Genomic DNA, 21,090 nt, shown 5'->3' on the forward strand with positions numbered 1-21,090 from the left:
AACGATAAGACGCTTAAGTAAAGCTGTAAATTAACAATCTGGGCCGGCGCGGAATTGTTACCGCACGGCCATCCAGACGAGCACCGCCAGTGACAGAACGGAAACGACAAGAGCGACCAGGCCGAAGGTGCGTCCCTGACGGGCGACAATCTGAAGCGCTGCCATTTCAACACTGGTCCTCGACTTTATCTCTTCCTCGTCATCGGTGCGCAGGCGGCTGACTAGCTTGTCGAAGATGCGTCGGGCCTCGACGACGGGCGACAGTTCGCGCGAAATCCAGTCCTTGACCACCGGGCGGGCCGCTTCCCACAAATTGTGCTCAGGGTAAATGCGGCGGGCGACCCCTTCGACGCTGACCATGGTCTTTTGCAACAGAACCAGTTCGGGACGCAGGTGCATGTCGAACTGCGCGGTAATTTCAAACAGCTGGGTCAGCAGGCGGCCCATCGATACTTCGGTTGCCTTCTGACCAAGGACGGGTTCCCCGACGGCGCGCAGGGCCTGGGCGAAACTGTCGACATTGTGCGTGCGCGGCACATAGCCGGCTTCGAAATGCACCTCGGCGACGCGCTTATAATCGCGGCGGAGGAAGCCCCACAGCATTTCGGCCAGATAGCGGCGCTCCTTGGGGCGTAGGCGGCCTATGATGCCGAAATCGATGGCGGTCAGGCGGGCAGGCGCCGCGATGAACAGGTTGCCTTCGTGCAAATCGGCATGAAAGGCGCCATGGTCTAGCGCCTGGCTGAGGAAGGCTCTGATCAAGTTGTCGGCGACCTCCTTGTGGTCGAGGCCGGGCAGGGTGAGGGCTTCGGGACGCGACAACGGGGTGCCGTCGGCCCATTCGGTTACCAGAACGCGGCGCGCCACCTGGTGCCAGACCACGTTGGGCGCGCGCATCCACGGTTCGGCATTGATGATCTTGCCGATTTCATCGCACGCCGAGGCTTCCAGCCTGAGGTCGAGCTCGAGCAGCAGCGACTGCGCCACAGCGCCGACAAAGGCGACCGGCTCCAAACGCCGTGTGGAGGGAAAGAGAAAAGCGACAATCCGCGCAGCCAGGCTCATCATGGCGATATCGGCGGCAACTACCGCCTCTATGTCTGGGCGCAGGATCTTTACGGCGACCTTGCGGCCGTCGAGCAATACCGCCTCATGGGCCTGGGCGATGGATGCCGAGCCTATGACCTCGCCGAAGTGTGAGAATATCTGGTTTACCGGCTTGCCCAATGCCTCGACGACGCTGGCTTCGGCGACCGCGTGCGAAAAGGGGGGCAGATTATCCTTGAGATGCGCCAGGTCGGTAATGAAGGCCTGACCGAAGATATCGCCGCGTGTGGACAGCACCTGACCTAGCTTGATGAAGGCGGGGCCCAGGTGTTGGAAGGCGACGGCATAGCGTTCGCCAGGACGCAGGTTCGTTTTCTTGGCAAACAGGCTGCGCAGAATGGCGGCAAAGGCGCGCGGCAAGGGCGGGAGCAGGTGCGCCGTTTCTTCCGGCAGCAGCGCGTCGTAACGCAACAGGATAAATCCCGTGCGGAACATACGCATCCATGTACTGAGAGACGCCAAGAACCTACGCCCAGCCCTCATGCAGGGCACAGACCCCACCGGTGAAATTGGTGTAACGGGCGCGTTTGAACCCGGCTGCTTCCATCATGTCTCTGAAGCGCTCCTGATCGGGGAAGCGCTGAATGCTTTCGACCAGATACTGATAGCTGTCGCGGTCCTGGGCAACCAGTTGGCCCATGAACGGAATGACCTTGAACGAATAGGTTTCATAGATTTTCGCAATGACCGAAGAGGTGGGGTGCGAGAATTCCAGGCAGAAGAACCGCCCGCCGGGCTTGAGCACGCGACGGGCCTCGTTGAGCGCGACCTGGACGTCGGCGACATTGCGAATACCGAAGGAAATGATGTAGGCGTCGACGGAGTTGTCCGCGATGGCCAGGTTCATGGCGTCGCCGACCGACCAGGTGATTTCCGGCTCGTCGAGATGCTGTTTCGCTGATTTTTCACGACCGGCCATGATCATGGCTTCGTTGTAGTCGATAATGCGGATCTCGGCGTCGCGGGCCTCGTACCCGCGCGCGATACGCCGGGCCTTGGCGGCACGCGCCAGCTTGGCCAGTCGGCGGGCGATGTCCCCGGTGCCGCCGGCGCAGTCGATAATGATCTCACCCGGTTGCGGATTGAGGCGGGCGCAAGCCGCATCCTTCCAGACATGGTGTACGCCGCCGGACATGACGTCGTTCATGAGGTCGTACTTGTCGGCGACATTGCGGAAGACGTCGTGGACCATCGCGACTTTTTCGCGGGCATCGACATCCTTGAAACCAAAAGGGGAGGTGGCTTGCTGGGTCATGGGCGCGTTGTAGCCCGAAACCGGTGCCTTTGCGAAGCGGAAATATGGCCAGCCGATGGGCAAAATGTCGCGTGGCGACAGGGCCATGCCTACATCTTGCCGTCCGCCTTGTCGGCCGTACGGCGGAACGGGCCCTTATAGTCGGGTAGGGTACGGCGGCGGCGATCGGGACCAACATAGGTTGAACACTTAACCCAGCCGCGTTCATTGTTGATCACGCTCTTCAGCCGGTCGATCAACGCGCGGGCGGTCAACGGCTTGGCGACGATTTCATTGACGCCCGCATCTCGAGCTTCCAGAACACGTCGGCGATCGGTATGGCCGGTCATCATGATAATGGGCACATAAGGATGCGAGCTGTCGGTGCCGCGGCGAATCAGACGCGTGAATTCGATGCCATCGATGGTTTCCATCACAAGGTCGAGAATGATGACGTCGGGGCGCCAGTCACGAACGATTTCGAGCGCTTCTGCCCCGTCTGAGGCTTCGCGTATCAGGGTAATGCCCATGGCACGCAACATCGTACAGACAATCACCCGCATGTAGTGGTTATCGTCTACTACAAGCACCATTACGCGTGCAAACTGACTCAAGTGCCATCGTCTCCGTTGCCGTTTCCGCGTTCCAAAACGGGCGGAAAGTGGTGATATAGTATAGGTTGAGGTTGGCGGGTGCGCCGACTTTATAAAATCACTAGCCTTATTTGCAGATTTGACAAAACAAAGATTGATCTTTGCACAATTCATGCTTTGAGTCGTCCATCTAAGATAATTCAGGGTGTCAAGCACCCTGCCGCGACGGGGGAAACACCATGATCGACTGGCACAACCGAACTCTCATCGCGGGCGCTGCGGCGGTTTTGATTGCGGGCTTCGGAATTGGTTTCCTGACCGATCATGCTCTGAGCAGCAATGCGCGCGAAAAGACCGCCGTCGCTGCAGGTGAAATTGGAAAACCGGCGACTGGCCTGGTCGGCAAGGTGCGCGATAAAAACGCGCCGCGGGCGGGGGATCGCAAGCCGGATGGGTTCGACGTCTGGAAACAAAACCTCGACACCTCCGGTGCATCGCCCAAGGCGTGCGTAAAATTCTCAAAGCCACTCGATTCCAGCAAGCCCTACGGCGATTATGTCGTCGTATCGCCCGCCCTGCCGTCGGCACCCGCTATCGCTGTTAAGGATGACACGCTTTGCGTATCGGGCTTCGGTTTCAACGATCGCCGTATCACCCTTCTGAAGGGGCTGCCCGGTAAGGGCAGCGAACAGTTAAAGGAAAATCGCGACCTCGATTTCAGCTTTGGAGAGAAGCCGCCCTATGTCGGCTTTGCCGGTAACGGCGTCATACTGCCGCGCGAAGAAGCCGATGGTGTGGCCGTGGAGACCGTCAACGTTTCGGCACTGGCCTTCGAAGTCTGGCACGTTTCCGATCGCAACCTGGTGCGCAAGCAGGTGTCCGCGCCCGACCCGGTGGCAGAAGGCGAATATGACTACGGCTATGGTGACGATTCCGCCGATGATATCGGCGTCAAGATCTGGACCGGCAAGGTAGCGGTCAAGTCTGGCAATGGCGACCGCGTCACAACCGTTTTCCCGCTTGGTGCGGTTCTGAAGACCCTGAAGCCGGGCGCTTATGTCGTCAAGGTGCGCGACGCCTCCGGCGGACGTGACAAGAATGAAAGCGACGAGCCGGCAAAGGCGCGCCGCTGGATACTGTACACCGACATGGCCCTGACCACCTACAAGGGTCAAAACGGTCTCGACGTCGTGGCGCGGTCGCTGAAAACCGCAAAGCCACTGTCCGGCGTCAAGGTCGATCTGGTCGCCAGCAATGGCGATGTCCTGGGCGAAGCCCGTACCGATGTCGATGGCCGTGCCACGTTCGGTGGTGCGCTGTTGAAAGGCAAGGATGCCCTGACGGCCAAGATGGTCATGGCCTACGGCGCCAATGACGATTTTACCGCCAGCGAACTTGATCGGTCGCCCATGGACCTGACATCGCACAATGTCGGCGGTCGCGATACGGGCGGCGAAAAGGGCGATGGCCGGGCGAATGCGTCAGGCGTCGACAGCTACATGTACGCCGACCGCGGCATCTACCGCCCCGGCGAGAGCGTGCATCTGGTTGCCATGATCCGCGATCCGGAAGGCCGCGCCATTAAGGACCGGAAGGGCGTCATCGTTATTTCACGTCCGTCGGGCGTGGAAGCCTTCCGCCTCCATTTCGACAAGACGCCGATGGGCTATGCCGGCGCCAATGTCACCCTGCCGAAATCCGCACCGCGCGGCCAATGGTCGGCGCGTGTCGAATTGACTGGCATGGATCAGCCAGCGGGCTCGACCTCATTCGCCGTCGAAGATTTCGCCCCGCAACGGCTCGGCGTCGATATCAAGGCGGACGCCCAGCGTCCGTTGCTGTCGGCCACGGAAACGCGTCCCGTCACCGTCAATGCCCGCTATCTCTATGGCGCCATTGGCGCCGGCTTGCAGGTGACCGGAGAGGCGCGCATCCGCGCCGATGGCAATCCTTTCCCAGCCTTTAACGAATATCGCTTCGGTGACGAAACCAAGCCATATGAAGAAAAATACGTCGATTTGCCCGGCACGACGACCGACGGTCAAGGCAATGCGCTGTTCCCGTTCCAGGCGTCTTTGGCCGGTGATACCACTCAGCCCCTGACCGTGCTCCTGACCGCTTCGGTGTTCGAGCCCGGCGGGCGGCCCGTGCGAGAAAGTCAGACATTGCGGATCAAGACCGCGCCGCTCTATCTCGGCGTCAAGGTTGACCAGAAGGATGGCAATTGGCGCGATGCGCCGCGCATGGCCTTCAACATTATCGGTTTGACGCCTCAGGGCCAGAAGACCGCTACCAAAGGTGTGGTGGTCAAGCTGATTTCAGAAGTCTGGGACTATGACTGGTACATTTCCGACGGCAAATGGAATTGGCGCTCGACCCACCGCGATGTCGTGGTGTCCACCAAGACGTACGACCTCAATGCCAATACAGGTGCTTCGTTCGAGCGCAATCTCGACTGGGGCGATTATCGCCTGGAAGTCGAAGTGCCCGGCCAGGCCCGTACCGTCACGCGCTTCTCCTCCGGCTGGGGGTCGACCCAGAAGGGCACCGATGCGCCAGATTTCGTTCGTCTGACAACGGGTAGCAAGACCTATAACCAAGGCGACACGGTCGAAGTCACCCTGAAAGGCCCGTACAAGGGCGAAGCCCAGATCGCCGTGGCGACCGATCACCTCATCGATCTGAAGACCGTATCGGTCGGTGAGAACGGCACGACGGTGCGCCTGAAATCCTCGGCTGCCTGGGGTGGTGGCGCTTACATCATGGTCAGCGTCATGCAGCCGCGTGACCCGGTGACATCGTCCAAGCCGCGCCGAGCCATCGGCCTCATCTATGTGCCGCTTGATCCTAAGTCGCGCAAGCTTGGCGTCAAGGTGCTGGCCTCCGACCAGCCGCAGCGTCCGCAGGTTGATAAGAACGGCAACGGCTTCATTGACGTGCCGATACAGGTCAGCGGTGTCAAGATCGGCGACCGCGCCAAGGTCAGCGTCGCCGTGGTTGATCAGGGCATCCTTAACCTGACCAAGTTCAAGTCGCCCGATCCTGTCGATTGGTACTTCGGCAAGCGCGCCCTGGGCGTCGACTACAATGACGATTATGGTCGTCTGCTCGATCCCAATCTTGGCGCGGCCGCGCCCACCTTCGGTGGTGACCAATTGGGCGGCGAAGGCCTGACCACTACGCCTATCCGCACCATCGCTCTGTGGTCCGGCGTGGTTCAGACCGGTCTCGACGGCAAGGCCTATGTTCGCCTGCCGATTCAAAAGTTCAATGGCGAACTGCGTGTCATGGCCGTTGCCTGGACCGACGATGCCGTCGGTAAGGCCGACAGCCGTATGATCATCCGTGAGCCGGTGGTGGCTGATCTGGCCTTGCCGCGCTTCCTGGCACCCGGCGACACCGCCTTCGCCACCTTGCAACTGGACAATACCGACGGTAAGCCCGGGATTTACAAGGCTATCGTCAAGGGTCTGCAAGGTCTGATCCTGGCGTTTGAAAAGGCGTTCAATCTCAACAAGGGTCAGGGCGCGATTGAGACCATTCCGATGACCGCGCCCAATCGGACCGGCATTTCCACGGTTCAGATCGGCCTGAACGGTCAGGGCTATGCTTTCAACGATAGCTTCCAGATCCAGACCCGAAATGGTTGGGGGCCGCAAACCCGCGTCATGACGGCATCGCAGAAGGTCAATGAGGTCTGGACGCCCGACAGCGCCCTGCTGGCTGGACTCCAGCCGGGGTCCGCCACGGTGGAGGTCAGCTACTCACCCTTCCGCAACATCGATCCGGCGCCTCTGGCCGCCAATCTCAGCAAATATCCGTACGGTTGCACCGAACAGGTGACGTCGGCGGCCATGCCGTGGTTGTTCGTATCGGAATCGCTGGTTGGCAAGAAAGCCGCCGGTCCAGCGCAGACCGCATTGAAGCAGGCCGTGGACAAGATCCTCGATCGCCAGTCGCAGGACGGTGCCTTCGGCCTATGGCGGCCCGGCGACGGCAATGCCGATGGCTTTGTCGGCGCCTATGCCACCGACTTCCTGCTCGAAGCCAAGGCCCGTGGTGTTTATGTGCCGCAGGAGGCCATCGACAAGTCGCTCAACGCCATGCGCCAGATGTCACGTCCGGACGGCTATGCCAGCGTCAATTATCGCCTCAGCGTCCCGTCCAGCTGGAACTGGTTCGGTGTGTCCGGTGAACAATTGACCAAGCAACTGCGCTCGCGTGCCTCGGCCTATTCGCTGTACGTCCTGGCCAAGGCCCATTCGGGCGACCTGGCGCGTCTGCGCTGGTACCGCGACGTTCAGTTCCGTGAGGAAAAATCGCCGCTGGCCCGTGCCCAGATCGCGGCCGGCCTGGTCATGATGGGGGATCGTTCGCGCGGTCGCCTGGCGTTCAACGAAGCGATACAGGCGCTCGGCTATTCCGATCCGAACGATTGGTATCAGACACCGCTGCGTGATCTGGCCGGTATCATCGCCCTCGCCTATGAAGTTGGCGAAGGCGATATCGCCCGCTCACTCATCCCGCGACTAGAAAATGCCATGAAAAGCCCGTCGCAGATGAACACCATCGAAAGCGCCTATGTGCTGAAGGCGGCGTCCTACATGTTGAAGGCCGCCGGCGCCACCAAGATCGACGCCCAGGGCGTGGCCGTCCTGCCGGGTAGCCTCAATGTCCAGCGCTATGGCATCGGGCAACTGGCGGCGGCACGCCTGAAGAATGGCGGATCGGGTCCGATCTGGCGTACGGTGACGGTGATGGGTACGCCCGTCGCGGCGCCGGGTGCAGAAGCGCATGGGATATCGCTGGTCAAGACCTTCTATAACCTGGACGGCTCGCGCCTCGATCCGTCGCACCTGACCCAGGGCCAGAAGGTTTTGGTGGTCATTTCCGGCCGCTCGGACCGGGCGGAACTGCGGCCCATCGTCGTCGACGATCCGCTGCCCGCTGGCTTCGAAATCGAATCGACCTTGACCAATGAAGATGCGCAGAACGGTCCATTCCGTTTCGTCGGCACCCTGACCGATCTGAAGGTGTCGGAAGCGCGCGACGACCGCTTTATTGCGGCTCTAGACGTTACGTCCGCCAACAGCTTCAGCATGGCCTATATCGCCCGTGCGGTGACGCAAGGTAACTTCTACCTGCCGGGCGCGGAAGCGAAGGACTTCTATCGTCCGGAAACCTACGGCCGCACCCAAGGTGGCCGCATGGTCATCGGCGCGCGCTAACCCGCACGCCCCCTCACCCAACCCTCTCCCGAACTCGGGAGAGGGGGAAGACATTGCGATTGTGTTCAGGCTTAAGACTATCCACTCAGACAAACTGATTGCCCCGCTGGTCAAGACCCTGATCGGCGTCATGGGATTTCAGCTCGTCATTGCGGCGCTTAATCTGGTTTTCCCACCGGATATGTCGCGAGCGATGACGGCCTCCGCCGTGGCACTCGACCGCAACGGGGCCTGGTTGCGCGCCCTGCCGGTGGATGATGGGCGCTGGCGCATCCGCGCCGATCTGCAACGCACGGACCCGACCTTTCTGCGTCATGTAATCCGTGTCGAGGACGAACGTTTCTATTGGCACCCCGGCGTCGATGCGACCTCGGTTGTGCGGGCGCTTCTGTCTAATCTGCATGCGGGCAATATCGTCTCCGGCGGGTCGACCATCACCATGCAGACGGCGCGCCTGCTCAGCCCGCATCCGCGTAGCTACGGCAACAAGCTGGTCGAAGCTTTGCGCGCGGTTCAGCTTGAGATGCGATATTCAAAATCGGATATCCTGGCCATGTATTTGACGCTGGCCCCCTATGGCGGGAACCTGGAAGGCGTGCGTGCCGCATCGCTCAGCTATTTTGGCCATGAACCGCAAAGTCTCACCTTGGGCGAGCAGGCCCTGCTGATTTCCCTGCCTCAGGCGCCGGAAGCGCGGCGGCCGGACCGCCATCCGAAAACGGCGATGGCCGCGCGCAATCTCATTTTGAAGCGCATGGCGGGCGCCAATATCATAGGCAGCGCCCAGGCCCGCGAAGCGGCGGCTGAGCCTATGGTGACGTCGCGTTTCGTCTTTCCGACATTGGCGTGGCACACCGCCGGGCGGCTGGCGCGTGCGGCCCGTGGGCTACAGGCGACGGTGGTGACCACGATCGACGCGAACCTGCAAACCCGTCTGGAAACCATGGCCGCGGCGACGGCGAAACAGCAGGGCCCTAACTCCTCGGTGGCCATCATCGTGGTCGATATCAAGACGCGCGGTGTGCGCGCCAGTGTCGGCGGCGGCGGTTTGGACCGGCCCGGGGGCTGGGTGGATATGTCGCGCGCTTTGCGCTCGCCGGGTTCGGCGCTTAAGCCCTTCATCTATGGCTTTGCGTTCGAAGATGGCGTGGTGGCGCCCGATACCCGCCTGATGGATGCCCCGACGCGCTTTGGCGACTATCAGCCGGAAGACTTCGACCGTGTTTTCCATGGTGAGGTATCTGTGAAGGAGGCGCTGATCAACTCGCTGAACGTGCCGGCGGTTGCCGTGCTCAACCGTATTGGGCCGGAGGCATTCCAAGGGCGCCTTGAGGCCGTCGGTGTGAAGTTGGTCGTGCCAAAATCGGGCTTGAAAGAATCGGGCCTGGCGCTGGCGCTGGGTGGAGAGGGGATTCGTCTTAACGATCTGGCCGCTCTCTATGCCGCCTTGGGCGACCATGGTCTGGCGCGGCCGCTGGCCTATACGGTCGGCGAAGAACAGACCTCGGGCGGCCAGCGTCTCATGCGCCCGGAAGCCGCCGATCGGGTTATCTCGATCCTGCGCGAAACGCCGCCGCCGGAAGGCCGCCTGCCGGGGCCGCTGATGAAAAACGCCAATCGGCCGGCATTCAAGACCGGCACGTCTTACAGCTACCGCGACGCCCTGGCGGTTGGGGTGGCCGGTGGCTATGCCGTGCTGGTATGGACCGGGCGTCCGGATGGCGGCGCGCGCGCAGATCAGACGGGTCGTGAAGCGGCCGCGCCGCTGCTGTTTGACGTCTTTGACCAGTTGCAGGCGCCAAGCCAGGTGCCTCAGGCGATAGATCCCAACGGCGCGCCGCGTGGTCTCAAAATGCTTGGCACGCCGGAATCGAAAGCCTCGATTCTGTTCCCGCCGAACAATGCCACCGTCTATGTTGAGGTCCGGGACGACAAGGCGGCCCTGACCGTCACCCGACCGCTCAAGCTGTCGGCCCGCGGGCTACGGCCGGTCGAATGGTATGTCAACGGCCAGCCTTTGAAACTGGATGCCAATGGTGAGTATAGCTGGTCGCCGCCGACGGAAGGATTCTATGATCTCAGCGTCATAGATGCAGCCGGCCAAGAGGATCGCAGCCACGTTCGCGTCAAGGCGATCAAGGGCGATATCCGTTAAAGCGCCGTCTAAGCGCGTTCAGACCTGACACTATTCAATGGAATTCAGATCGCGGCCACGCGTTTCCTTCAGGAACAGCAGCGACACCGCGGCGGCGACCAGTCCCGTCGCCACCGGATACCACAGGCCGAAATAGATATTGCCTGACGCTGCCACCATGGCAAAGCTGAGCACCGGTTGCAGGCCGCCGAACCAGCCCGTCCCAATATTATAGGGTAGGCTCATGGCGGTATAGCGGACCCGCGTCGGGAACATTTCGACCAATAGCGACGCCATCGGACCGTAAAGCGCGGTACAGGCGACGGCGAATACGCACAGCACGGCGAACATCGCCCAGGCATTGACCTTCTTCGGGTCCGCCTTGTCTGGATAGCCGGCGGCCTTCAGGGCGGCCTTGACCTCGCCTGATGCCTTGGTCTTCAGTGCCTTTATGCCGGCCTTGTCGAGACCCTTGCCGGAGGGAATGGTGATGACACGGTCGCCGATATGGATGGTGGCGGCCTCACCGGCGGATACATCGGCGCGATTGGTGTAGGGAGTGCCGACGCCAGTCACGATACTCTTGGCCAGATCACACGGTGAGGTGAATTGCGCGGTGGCGAACAGGTCGAACTGAAAGGTACACTGGGCCGGATTGGCGACGACATAGACCGGATTTGCCGTCTGGGCGGCTTCCAGATCGGGATTGCCGAACTTCATCAGCATCTGGAAACCAGGGAAGAAGGTCAGGCAGGCCAGCATCATGCCGAAAATGACAACCGGCTTGCGGCCGATACGGTCTGACAGGGAGGCGAAGGTGACGTAAAGGAAGGATGAGACCAGGGTCATGCCCATGATCAGGGTGTCCTTCATGGCGGGATCGAGCTTGACGATCGACGTCAGGAAGACCTGGGTGTAGAAAAAAGCGGTGTACCAGACCACGCCCTGGGCCGTCATGAAGCCGAACAGGGCGATGAGCATCCCTTTCAGGTTACGCCAGCGCGTAAAGATTTCGGACAGGGGCGACTTGGCGATCTGGCCCTGTTCGTGCAAGGCCTTGAAGGCGGGGCTTTCGGCGGTTTTGGCGCGAATATAGACCGAAACGATGAGCAGGCCGGCCGAGACGATGAACGGAATGCGCCAGCCCCAGTCATTAAAAGCCGCTTCGTCATTTATCGCCTTGCGCGTGACCAGAATAATGAGCAGGGCGGAAATAAGACCGAAGGCGGCCGAGGTTTGAATCCAGCCGGTATAGGCGCCGCGCTTGTTGGCGGGGGCGTGTTCGGCGACATAGATGGCCGCCCCGCCATATTCACCGCCCAGCGCAAACCCCTGAATGACCCGTAGGGCGATAAGCAGGATGGGGGCGATGGGGCCGATCTGTTTATAGGTCGGCAGCAGGCCGATGGCGATGGTGGCCAGGCCCATAACCAGGATAGTGTAGAGGAAGGTGCCTTTACGTCCCTTCTTGTCGCCGATATGGCCAAAGACAAGCGCGCCGAGTGGACGGGCGATAAAGCCCACGGCGAAGGTGGCCAGGGCCGCGATCGTAGCCAGGGTGTCATTAAGCCCGGCGTAGAAATTTTGCGCTATGGTGGCGGTCAGGGTGCCGAAGATAAAGAAGTCGTACCATTCGAACGTGGTGCCGGCTGCCGACGCAATCACGATGGTGCGCAGGCCGCCGTTTTTCGGCTTAGTTACTTCGGTCGTCATAATGGCCCCTGTCTTGTCCGCATATTCGGACTTGTCAAATGGCATTTGACCGAAAATACATCGGAAAACAAGGCTATTCGGGCGGTTATGAGAAGACTCGATTCTTGCCGCATTTATGGTTAAGGTGCCTTGAAACGGCATGGCGGGGGTTTGCAATGAGATTTTCCGGTCCGGTGATGGCGCCAGAGGGCCTAACCTCCTATGTAAAGGTCAGGCGTATTCAGCCGGTGCAGATCCTGCTCAACATCATCGAAGGTTTGTTCGGCTTGGTCGGCGTCGCGGTGTTGATCCTCTTCGTCTGGTTGGGATCTTTTGAAAAAGCCGGCAGCGCCGTTGATCAGGGCGTTAGCTATGTCAAAACCGGGATCGAAAAGCTGATTGTGCGCCGGTAAAGGGGTTGATCTTGCGGACGCGAGGGCTATAAGGCCGACAGTTTTTTGTGAGGATTGAGGCATGCTGGACGAATTGCTCGACAACAATCGCAAGTGGGCCCGGCAAAAGACGGAGATAGATCCGCAATTCTTTACGCGGCTGGTCAATCAGCAAACGCCGGAATATTTCTGGATCGGCTGCGCGGATAGCCGCGTACCCGCCAACGAAATCGTCAATCTCGATCCCGGCGAGATGTTCGTTCACCGTAACGTCGCCAATCTGGCGCCGCAACAGGACGCCAACTACCTCAGCGTACTCCAGTATGCCGTGCACGTCCTTAAGGTGAAGCATGTTCTGGTCGTTGGCCACTATGGCTGCGGCGGCGTGCGCACGGCTATTGAATCGACAGATCACGGCCTGATCGATCACTGGCTGTCGCCGATCCGCGAAGTGGCGCATGAACACCGTCACGAGCTGGAAGCCTGCGAAGACGACACAATCATGCTGGATCGCCTGTGCGAGTTGAACGTTATCGCCCAGGTCAGGAATGTCGCGACCAACCCGATAACCCTGGCAGCCTGGCGTAGCGGCCAGCCCCTTTCCATCCATGGCTGGGTCTATTCCATCCGCAACGGCTTGGTGACCGATCAGGGGGTTACCGTCAGCAATTTACAGGATCGCCTGGAAATTTTCGGCGTCTGATATTTTTTCAGTATTTTTTCGGCTGTGCTGGCCCTATCGCCGTTATGCGAATAAAATTCTGACTTTCCGCCAAAAATAGGAAAATTAACCTTCCGTTAACCATGTTTTTTATTAAAAAACGTGCCCACCCGCATGGGTTTTTTATTTCCTGTAAAGAGCTTCTTTAAGATTTGGACGCCAAAGTCGGAAGGTATTTTATGGTTAAGGATTCGCGGCTGCGGCCGGTGACGCCTTGGCCGGGTCTTCGGATTGTTTTCACGCATGGCGGCAACTTTAGGTCTCGGCTCCGCTCAATTTGGCGGTGATTACGGCATATCGAACACGCGGGGTCGCGTGAGCGAAGACGAAGTGCGCCAAATTCTGGAGCTCGCCGCCGACTGCAAGATCCTGAATATCGACGCCGCCCATTATGACGGCGATGTCGAACGCATTCTTGGCCGCTGCTGGCCGTTTCCCTCTCCGTTCAAGCCTCAGCTTCGCACGCTTCGCCTGGAAAAAGGCCTCGACTGGCTGGAATCGCGTCTGCGCCGCAGCGTCGACCATATGGGGCTGGTGCGGGCGCATTCGGCCCTGGTCGATTGTGCCGAAGACCTGATGGGGCCCCATGGCGATGCACTATGGGCGCGGCTTGAAAAACTGAAGGGTGAGGGGCTGATCAGCAAGATCGGCATATCGGCCACCCATGCCGACCAGCCGGTCCTGCTGGCCAGACGCTTCAAACCCGACATCATGCAGGTTCCGGCGTCGATCCTTGATCAACGTCTGGTCCGCAACGGCGACATCGAAACCCTGGCGGGTCTCGGGGTCGAGGTACAAATCCGATCCGTTTTCCTGCAGGGACTGCTGTTCCTGCCCCGTGAAGCCTTGCCGGCTAACCTGATTCCGATCGGGCCGCACCTGTCGCGCGTCCGCCGAATCATGATGGAAAGCGGCGCCGACCCACTGCACGCCGCTCTCAGTTTTGCGCTCAACCTGCCGGGGGTGTCGACGGTCATCGTCGGTGTAACCTCGGCGGCAGAACTGCGCGCCATTGTTGCCGCATCTGAACGCAAGGCGCCGCGTATCAACTATGAGGCCATGGCGTTGAACGACGACGTTGCGCTCGATCCACAGATGTGGTTCGCCGATCTGGGTGAAAAGGCGGCGCGCCGTCTTGTCAGGGTTGCCTGAGGGCCAGGCTCCCAACTATTTAATATTGATATCGCCGGGCATTGTCGCGTAACGGGCATGGGTAGCTATTTCCCCAAGCCTGACGGAACCGTCTCATGCCCGAATTGCCCGAAGTCGAAACGGTCCGCCGCGGTCTTGCGCCGCATCTGGAAAGCGCGCGCCTCAGCGAGGTCCGGCTGCATCGCGCCAATTTGCGCTACCCGTTTCCCGAACGTTTCGCCCAACGCCTGGAAGGCGCCGGTGTATTGCGGCTGGAGCGGCGGGCAAAGTACCTGCTGGCCTGGTTGGATACCCAGGATGTGTGGGTCACGCATCTGGGTATGACGGGCCGGTTCCAGATCAACGATTCCCCTGACGACCTGGCCCGCTATTACCATGCGGTCTCCCCCGACGAAAAGCACCTGCATTTTCAGTGCCTGGCGACGAAAGGCGAAGCGGTGGCGCGCATCGATTTCTATGACCCGCGCCGCTTTGGTTTCATGCTTCTGCTCACGCCGGACGCCCTCTATGACAGCAAGTGGTTCCGAGGCCTGGGCGTAGAGCCACTGTCGGGCGATCTGAGCGCCGACTACCTCCTGGGTATGGCCAAGGGGCGCAACGTGAACCTGAAGGCGCTGCTGATGGCACAAGGCGACGCCAAGGGCGGTGGTATTGCCGGGCTGGGCAACATATATGTCTGCGAGGCGTTGTACCGGGCGCGTCTGTCGCCGGATCACAAGGCCTCGGCCCTGACGCAGGCCCAGGCAGTGGCTTTGGTCGATGGCATCAAGAGTGTCCTGGAAGAGGCGGTAGCCGCTGGCGGTTCATCGATCAGCGATTTTGCGGCGACGTCCGGTGAACTGGGCTATTTCCAGCACCGTTTCTGTGTCTATGACCGCAAAGGGGAGCCATGCCTGCGCAAGGATGGCGGCATTATCGAGCGCAAGGTGCACCAGGGCCGATCCAGTTTCTTCTGCCCGGTCTGTCAGCTGTGATCAGACAGCCGGTGGCGCCTGCGCCGGCTTTTCGGCGAGCAGGGGCGTGATCAACTGATCGAAGGTGCTATAGGTGAACGCGTTGGCGCGGGCATAACGCAGCACGCCCGAGCGGTCGATCACATAGTTGCTCGGAATCGCCCCGTCGATAGGGCCATAACCTCTGCCATTGATATATCTGGCGAGGGGGAAGGACAGGGCGCTGGCTAGCGGTTTCAGGTCCTTGTTGGAGACGGCGTCATCGATGGTAACGGCAAACACCTTCAGGTCGTCTCCAACGTGGCGACGAACATAGGCGTCTATTTCCGGCAGTTCTTGTTTGCACGGCCCGCACCAGACTGCCCAGTAGTTTAACACCACCACCTGGCCGATAAGGTCCGCGAGATGGACCGTTTTTTGGTCGAAAGTGGTCACGCTGAATTTCGGTGCGGGCTGACCGATCCGGGGCTTTGCTTGAGCCGAGGACGACAAGAGCGAGCCCGCCGTCAGGGCGGCGCCCATAAGCGTGCGTCGATTGATGACTGACATGTGTGGCGCCTCCCCCGGTCGTATGCTACAGCGTATAATTAGAGGAGGAAAAGCGCAACTGGACATCTGTTCCGGCCGGTTTTCTGGTTAACGATCACAGCTGTGTATAATTTTTGCGTCCGGAGTCGGAAAAGACACGCCGAATGCATTGACCGGGGAGATGTCTTCGGTTATACCCCGCCCCCTTGAAATTCACGTCTCGGCGCCCTTCGAATTCGATACGGCGCTGGGGTATAAACCCAATCTCTCGTCCTGTAAGGTGATGAATGGCCAATAATCCTGGCGCCCGTAAGGCGATCCGCAAGATCGCTGCCCGTACCGAAGTCAACAAGGCGCGCCGTTCGCGCGTCCGTACCTTCGTACGCAAGTTTGAAGAAGCGCTCGCCGGTGGCGACGCTGCGGTTGCCAAGGCTGCCTTTGTCGAAGCGCAATCGGAACTGATGCGCGCCGTCACGAAGGGCGTCGTTCACAAGAACACTGGTTCGCGTAAAGTGTCGCGTCTGGCCTCTCAGCTGAAGAAGCTGGCCACCGCCTGATCTGATTGAAGGCGACGGGCCTTGCTGCCTGTCGCCTTTTTTCATGCCTGCTGTGCACCGTGTCGGGGCGTTTGCCCGATCGGCCGTGCTCAAATCCTGAAAACATAAGGCTTTTTCACTCACGAACGCTTCGGCGGACGCGAGCGTTCTATTGTCTGGCATGTGCGGGTTTTGGTCGCAGGAAAAATAATTAAAATTATAGTCTTAATTTCTTGTTGCGCGCGAAGAGGTTATCGGAGTCAATAAAAATATCAGCACCTGTTGATAAATAAGATTATTGACCCCGGGGACCAGAACGCTAATTTGGACCCCTCGCCGACATCCTCCTGATACGGAAGATTTCGACGGCATCCGGCCCGTGCCGGATACGCGGGCCATAGAGGCGCCGATACCTATCAAGGTTTAGGCGTTTGTAAGGCTCAACGGCTTATATCGTAAGGAAAGTAGCATTTTGCCGCGTTTCCCGGATAAGGCCACATTGACGGCTTAGCCTATTCTTCGGACGGGACGGAGCGTGCCTCCGCTATCCGCCGAGACCTATAATTCCGCTAACCGGTGTGTCGCTTGACGAGACACTGGACCCTTGGCGGTTTTAGCTGAGCCGAGCGTAAATTTTTCGCTCAAAAGGCGAAAACCGGAGGCGCCCACGCGAAGCGGTTCGCAATTGGCGCGTGTGCCTTCCGGCAGACTGATCGCGACGTGGCCGGTTGATATCCGGTAACGACGCGCGGCGGCGACGACCTTGTGGTGAGGGGGCGACCGTTCGTACAGGTTCTCAGGGGCCAAATACAGGGCGATCAGATGGCGCGTACGGGAGAACCCCGATGGCCGTGTGATCATGTAACGCGTAACTGAAGTGGGTAAGGCAAATGATCGGGGCGATAGAATAATGCCAAGCATACAAAGCTGGTCACCGATTTTACCTGAAACGGTATGGTCTAAAGTGGCAACCATTCTCCGACGTGAGTTGGGTGAGGGGCCTTTCAATTCATATGTAGCGCCGTCCAGCGTCCGCCCGGGGCCCTACGGCGATCCGGTACTGGTGACGCCGACGGCCTATGCGCGCGACTGGATCGCCCGCAACGCTGCTCGTCGGGCGCAGGAGCTGTGGACGCAGCACGATCCGGATTCCCGCGTGCTGGAAATCAAGTCGCGCGTCGAATACGAAGATCAGACACGGCAAGCGCCCCCCGTTGGGGCAGTCGAAGCACCGGTCGTGGATGCGCCAGCGCCTGCCGCGCCGCAGATGCCGATCGTCGAGATCGCCGCTAATCGCATCAGCGGTCTGCAAGAGCGTCTGACCTTCGAAAGCTTCGTATCGGGTCGCGGCAACGAATTCGCCTACACCATGTCGCGTCAGGTCGCGTCCTGGGCGGATGGCCACTTCAATCCGGTCTTCTTTCACGGCCCTTATGGCTATGGTAAGACCCATTTGCTGAACGCCATCGGCTGGGAGGCGCAGTCGCGTCGTCCGGATGCGCGTATCGTTTACCTGACCGCTGAAAAATTCACCTCGACCTTCGTCAAGGCGCTGATGGACAAGTCCACGGCCGTCTTCAAGGACGAGGTGCGCGGCGCCGATCTGCTGCTGGTGGACGATGTCCATTTCATCGGCGGCAAGACGTCGTCGCAGGAAGAGTTGTTCCATACGCTGACCTCGCTGATTGAAAACAATCGCCGCGTGGTCTTCACCGCCGATCGCCCACCGTCGCAACTGACCGAGATCGAGGCGCGCCTGCGGTCTCACCTGTCCTCGGGACTGGTTTGCGCACTCGATGTGGCCGATCAGAGCCTGCGTATGGGCATTATCGAGCGCAAGCTCGAACAATTGTCGCAACGTATCGGCAGTTCGGGTCAGTCCCCGCGCGCCGACGTTTTACATTTTCTGGCCGAGCGTGTGCCGGGGTCGATCCGTGAGCTTGAAGGCGCGGTGAATACTCTGGTGGCGTCCGCTGGGCCGCGTCTTGGGAGTTTGACTTTGGAAGAAGCTATGGCGCTGTTGCAGCCGAATTTGAAAGTGGCCGTCGAACGCCGCGTTACGGTTGACGAAATTCAGAAGCTGACCGCTGATCATTTTGGTTTGAAGCAGGCCGACCTGTTGTCCGAGCGCCGCACCCGCTCCGTGGCCCGTCCACGCCAGGTCGCTATGTGGCTGTGCAAGCAGCATACCACCCGGTCTTACCCCGATATCGGCCGTCGTTTTGGTGGTCGCGACCACACGACCGTGCTGCATGCCGTCAAGAAGGTCGAGGAATTGCTCCAGGCTGACGACCAGATCGCGCGTGACGTCGAGGCCCTGACGCGTAAGCTGCGCAATACCTGATCGGGACCCGCAATCGGTTCGGGGCGAAACGCTCCGAACCCCTGTTTGTATTTCTTGATCTTTACGCGTGATCGTCTAATGTCCGCCTCCCGGCTCTGTATTCCAGCAAGCCGGAATACAGGCCGGTAGGAATAACAAGATGCAATTTACCATCGAACGTGGCGCGCTCCTGAAAGCCCTCGGCCACGTCCAGAACGTCGTTGAACGCCGCAACACGATCCCCATCCTGTCCAACGTCCTTCTGTCGGCCGAACGTGGCCAGGTGTCCTTTTCGGCCACCGACCTCGATATGGAAATCGTCGATACCGCCGAAGCCTCGGTTCAGGTGCCGGGCCAGATCACGGCCCCGGCCCATACCCTTTACGAAATCGTCCGTAAATTGCCGGACGGCGCCGATGTCGAACTGAAATTTGCCTCCGGTGACGACCCCCGCCTGTCGGTTTCGGCTGGCCGTTCGCGCTTCGCCCTGCCGGTCCTGCCGGCGGGTGATTTCCCGATCATGTCGGGCGACCACGAGGGCGTTTCCTACCAGATCCTGCGCGACGACCTGAAGCGCCTGATCGACAAGACCCGCTTCGCTGTGTCGACCGAAGAAACCCGCTATTATCTGAACGGCCTGTTTCTGCACACCCTCACCGAAGACGGTTCCAACTATCTGCGCGCGGTCGCGACTGATGGCCATCGTCTGGCCCTGGCCGAAATGCCGGCCCCGGAAGGGTCGGTCGGCGGCGCAGGCGTCATCATCCCGCGCAAGACGATCGATCAGGCGCGCCGCCTGCTCGACGACGGCACAGGCTATGTCGACCTGACCGTATCGCCGGCAAAAATCCGCTTCCAGTTCGGTAACGCCTCCCTGACCTCGAAGATCATCGATGGCTCCTTCCCGGACTATGGCCGGGTCATCCCGAAGAACAACGACAAAATCATGTCGGTCGATGCCGGCATTCTGTCCAAGGCTGTAGACCGCGTCTCGACCATTTCGGCGGAAAAGTCGCGTTCGGTGAAGATGACCATCGAAACCGGCCGTCTGACCTTGTCGGTCCGCAATATCGAGGCCGGGCAGGCCGTCGAAGAAGCGGAAATCGATTACGATAACGAAACCCTCGATATCGGTTTCAATGCCCGCTACATTATGGACGTCATGGGCCAGATCGGTGGCGATTCCGTCGAACTGCGCTTCTCAGACTCATCGTCTCCCACCCTGGTGCTCGATCCGGTCGACAATGGCGTCCAATATGTCCTGATGCCGCTGCGCGTGTAATTTCCACATGCGCAAAGCCCTTCCCTTGTCCCTGTTTGCAGGCAAATAGGGACGAGAGATGACGTCCAATCATGCGCTCCAGCATCTGTCCCTGACCGAATTCCGCTCCTATGAGCGGCTGGATTTTGCCCTGGCCGGTAGATCGGTCTACCTCTATGGACCCAACGGCGCGGGCAAGACGAACCTCCTGGAAGCCATCAGCGTCCTCAATCCGGGGCGCGGCCTGCGTGGCGCCGCCTTCAGCGATTTGGGGCGTCGCCTGCCCGACGAACCACGAGGACGTGCCTGGGGCGTGGCGGCGCGCTTTCACGAAGGTGAGGACGAGGTCCATCTCGGCACTGGCTCTGATCCTCGCGATCTCAATAAACGTCTGGTGCGCATCGATGGCGAAACCGTCACGGCGTCCCGGCTGCTGGATCACGTCCGCCTTATCTGGCTGACGCCCGCCCAGGATCGTCTGTTCATCGAGGCGCGCTCCGAACGCCTGCGCTTTTTCGACCGCCTCGTCTATGCCGCTGTACCGGCGCACGCCCAGACTGTCAGCGCTTACGAAAAGGCCCTGCGTGAGCGCCTCAGGCTGCTCACCGACGGCGTGTCCAGCGGCCGTGGCGCGGATGAGGCGTGGCTCAACGTCCTGGAGCAAAAACTGGCTGAGACCGGGGCCCGCATGATCGGGGCGCGACGGGACGCCCTGACGGCCCTTCAGGGCGAGATAGAGACGCACCATAGCGCCTTCCCCAAGGCTGACCTGTCCTTGACCGGTGACGGTATCGAAGACGATCTTCCCGCCCATATCGCCCAGGGCCTGCGCAAGGCGCGCGAGCGCGACGCAGCGGCGGGCCGTTCGCTCTTCGGGCCCCATCGCATGGATCTGGCGGTTCAACACCGAGAGAAAAACCGTCCGGCGGCGGACTGTTCGACCGGCGAGCAGAAGGCGCTTTTGCTGAATATTATCCTGGCCCAGGGCGCCCGTCTGGCGCGCGGCGGCGGGCGGGCGGAATCCCTTAGCCGGCCTATCCTTCTGCTCGATGAAGTGGCGGCCCATCTGGACCCCGTCCGGCGGTACGCATTGTTTGACGAGACCCATGCTTTAGGCCTACAAACAGTCTTTACAGGCACTGATTTGGGCCTGTTTGACGGCCTGAAATCGCGCGCCTTGGGGGTGCGCGTAGACGGCGCGCAATTTGTTGAATTCATTGATTAAAAACGGACCCA

Annotated in this window: 15 protein-coding genes; 10 read left to right on the forward strand and 5 right to left on the reverse strand. The window is 60.2% G+C overall.

Annotated elements, in window-relative coordinates; translation table 11 throughout:
* Positions 1-57: 57 nt before the first annotated feature.
* From ubiB to RCJ00_RS11825, 3 genes are all read right to left on the reverse strand, one after another.
* On the reverse strand, positions 58-1,569 hold the full coding sequence (gene ubiB, locus RCJ00_RS11815; protein WP_411267541.1) for a 2-polyprenylphenol 6-hydroxylase: 1,512 nt from the start codon (positions 1,567-1,569) through the stop codon (positions 58-60).
* A gap of 4 nt (positions 1,570-1,573) precedes the next feature.
* A complete protein-coding gene (locus tag RCJ00_RS11820; RefSeq protein ID WP_316222791.1) occupies positions 1,574-2,362 on the reverse strand; it encodes a class I SAM-dependent methyltransferase in 789 nt (262 codons plus the stop codon).
* Positions 2,363-2,451: 89 nt separating this feature from the next.
* Entirely contained in the window at positions 2,452-2,955 is a 504-nt protein-coding gene (locus tag RCJ00_RS11825; protein WP_316222131.1) for a response regulator, read from the reverse strand.
* Positions 2,956-3,173: 218 nt separating this feature from the next.
* Here RCJ00_RS11825 and RCJ00_RS11830 point away from each other — a divergent pair, with 218 nt between their 5' ends.
* Both RCJ00_RS11830 and pbpC read left to right on the forward strand, forming a co-directional pair.
* Entirely contained in the window at positions 3,174-8,162 is a 4,989-nt protein-coding gene (locus RCJ00_RS11830; RefSeq protein WP_316222132.1) for an alpha-2-macroglobulin family protein, read from the forward strand.
* Positions 8,163-8,292: 130 nt separating this feature from the next.
* Positions 8,293-10,317 carry a penicillin-binding protein 1C gene (pbpC, locus tag RCJ00_RS11835; protein ID WP_411267546.1) on the forward strand — a complete coding sequence of 675 codons (2,025 nt, stop codon included), beginning with the start codon at positions 8,293-8,295 and terminating at the stop codon, positions 10,315-10,317.
* A 30-nt stretch (positions 10,318-10,347) separates the two neighbouring features.
* Here pbpC and RCJ00_RS11840 read toward each other — a convergent pair whose 3' ends face one another.
* The gene (locus tag RCJ00_RS11840; protein WP_316222134.1) at positions 10,348-12,009 is read right to left on the reverse strand and encodes an MFS transporter; all 1,662 of its coding nucleotides are present in this window, start codon (positions 12,007-12,009) and stop codon (positions 10,348-10,350) included.
* Positions 12,010-12,047: 38 nt separating this feature from the next.
* Here RCJ00_RS11840 and RCJ00_RS11845 point away from each other — a divergent pair, with 38 nt between their 5' ends.
* The 4 genes from RCJ00_RS11845 (at position 12,048) to mutM (ending at position 15,227) form a co-directional block, all read left to right on the forward strand.
* Positions 12,048-12,401 carry a hypothetical protein gene (locus RCJ00_RS11845; RefSeq protein ID WP_316222135.1) on the forward strand — a complete coding sequence of 118 codons (354 nt, stop codon included), beginning with the start codon at positions 12,048-12,050 and terminating at the stop codon, positions 12,399-12,401.
* A 61-nt stretch (positions 12,402-12,462) separates the two neighbouring features.
* Complete coding sequence (locus RCJ00_RS11850) at positions 12,463-13,083, forward strand: carbonic anhydrase (protein WP_316222136.1); 621 nt, start codon at positions 12,463-12,465, stop codon at positions 13,081-13,083.
* Between the two features lie 261 nt (positions 13,084-13,344).
* Positions 13,345-14,253, forward strand: a complete 909-nt coding sequence (locus tag RCJ00_RS11855; protein ID WP_316222137.1) for an aldo/keto reductase — start codon at positions 13,345-13,347, stop codon at positions 14,251-14,253.
* Positions 14,254-14,348: 95 nt separating this feature from the next.
* On the forward strand, positions 14,349-15,227 hold the full coding sequence (gene mutM, locus RCJ00_RS11860) for a bifunctional DNA-formamidopyrimidine glycosylase/DNA-(apurinic or apyrimidinic site) lyase (protein ID WP_316222138.1): 879 nt from the start codon (positions 14,349-14,351) through the stop codon (positions 15,225-15,227).
* Here mutM and RCJ00_RS11865 read toward each other — a convergent pair whose 3' ends face one another.
* Positions 15,228-15,755, reverse strand: a complete 528-nt coding sequence (locus RCJ00_RS11865; RefSeq protein ID WP_316222139.1) for a TlpA family protein disulfide reductase — start codon at positions 15,753-15,755, stop codon at positions 15,228-15,230.
* A 266-nt stretch (positions 15,756-16,021) separates the two neighbouring features.
* Here RCJ00_RS11865 and rpsT point away from each other — a divergent pair, with 266 nt between their 5' ends.
* The 4 genes from rpsT (at position 16,022) to recF (ending at position 21,079) form a co-directional block, all read left to right on the forward strand.
* A complete protein-coding gene (gene rpsT / locus RCJ00_RS11870; protein WP_023456176.1) occupies positions 16,022-16,291 on the forward strand; it encodes a 30S ribosomal protein S20 in 270 nt (89 codons plus the stop codon).
* Positions 16,292-17,180: 889 nt separating this feature from the next.
* A complete protein-coding gene (gene dnaA, locus RCJ00_RS11875; protein WP_316222140.1) occupies positions 17,181-18,614 on the forward strand; it encodes a chromosomal replication initiator protein DnaA in 1,434 nt (477 codons plus the stop codon).
* 139 nt (positions 18,615-18,753) lie between these two features.
* On the forward strand, positions 18,754-19,875 hold the full coding sequence (gene dnaN, locus RCJ00_RS11880; RefSeq protein ID WP_316222141.1) for a DNA polymerase III subunit beta: 1,122 nt from the start codon (positions 18,754-18,756) through the stop codon (positions 19,873-19,875).
* Positions 19,876-19,933: 58 nt separating this feature from the next.
* Positions 19,934-21,079 carry a DNA replication/repair protein RecF gene (gene recF / locus RCJ00_RS11885; protein WP_316222142.1) on the forward strand — a complete coding sequence of 382 codons (1,146 nt, stop codon included), beginning with the start codon at positions 19,934-19,936 and terminating at the stop codon, positions 21,077-21,079.
* The last annotated feature ends 11 nt before the right edge of the window (positions 21,080-21,090 follow it).

This window comes from Asticcacaulis aquihabitans (genome assembly GCF_032490435.1).
In the GTDB taxonomy this organism is placed as follows: Bacteria; Pseudomonadota; Alphaproteobacteria; order Caulobacterales; family Caulobacteraceae; genus Asticcacaulis.